This window comes from Streptomyces sp. MnatMP-M17 (assembly GCF_900091995.1).
Taxonomy (GTDB): Bacteria; Actinomycetota; Actinomycetes; order Streptomycetales; family Streptomycetaceae; genus Streptomyces.
This window is the reverse complement of sequence record NZ_FMDK01001050.1, coordinates 1-1,072: the sequence shown is the minus strand read 5'-3', so window position 1 is coordinate 1,072 and position 1,072 is coordinate 1. Positions and strand designations below refer to the sequence as shown.

The following is a 1,072-nucleotide window of genomic DNA, read 5'->3' as shown; positions in this document are numbered from 1 at the left end:
CGGAGCGGCACCATCGGTCCGATGGTGCCGCTCCGCCCGCTCACCGAGGCGCTGATGCCGCTGTCCCGGGGCGGTGAGCCGCTGGACGAGGCGGCGCTCGGCCCGTACCGGGCGGTGCTCGGCCGGCTCATCCCGGACTGGCGCGGCGATGCCCAGCCGGACCAGAGCTCGATGGTGGTACTCGGCGAGGCGGTGCTGCGGCTGCTCGTCGCCGTCGGCCGGGACAGCGGCAGCGTGCTGATCCTGGAGGATCTCCATGACGCCGACACCGAGACGCTGGCCGTCGTGGAGTATCTGATCGACAATCTGGAGCAGTTGCCGGTCGTGCTGCTGGCCACCGTCCGGGCCGAGCCGAGTGACGCGCTGGGGCTCGCCAACTCGGCGGAGCGGCGCGGGACCGGGACCTTACTCCGGCTGCCGCCGCTGTCCAGACCCGATGTCACCCGGCTGATCGCCTCCTGCCTGGACACCACTCCCGAGCATGTGCCCGCCGATGTAATGGAGTTGGTCTGGCGGGACAGCGCGGGCAATCCCTTTCTCGTCGAGGAGCTGCTCCAAGGGATCATCGGCGACGGCTCACTGGTACGGGACGGCGACGACTGGCGGCTGACCGGCGATCTGCGCCGTACGGTGCCGAGCGCCCTGGTCCAGGGCGTCATCCACCGTACGGACCGGCTGGGCACCGAGGGCCGGATGCTGATGTCCGCCGCGGCCGTACTGGGCCGGCGGTTCCCGCTCTCGGTGCTCCAGCGGATGACCGGCACCGACGACCGGAGTCTGCTCAGCCATCTCCACGCGGGCGTGGCCGCGCAGTTGGTCGTACCGGACGAGCCCGCGCCCGACTGGTACGCGTTCCGCCATCCGCTGACCGCCGAGGCTCTGCTGACGCAGCTCACGCCCACCGCCCGGGCCGGTCTCTGCGAACGCGCGGCGGACGCGGTCGAGACGCTGCACCCGGGCCTTGAGGGCGACTGGTGCCCGCTGGTCGCGTCGCTGCGCTCGGACGCCGGCGACGCACTGCGGGCAGGGCGGCTCTTCGCCGAGGCGGGACGCCGCGCGCTCGCGGACGGCG

The 1,072-nt window shown here is 72.9% G+C and carries 1 pseudogene; it reads left to right on the top strand.

The features are described 5' to 3' along the window. Window positions 1-21: 21 nt before the first annotated feature. A pseudogene (locus GA0115259_RS35730) lies at window positions 22-1,072 on the top strand (LuxR family transcriptional regulator); the annotation flags it as partial.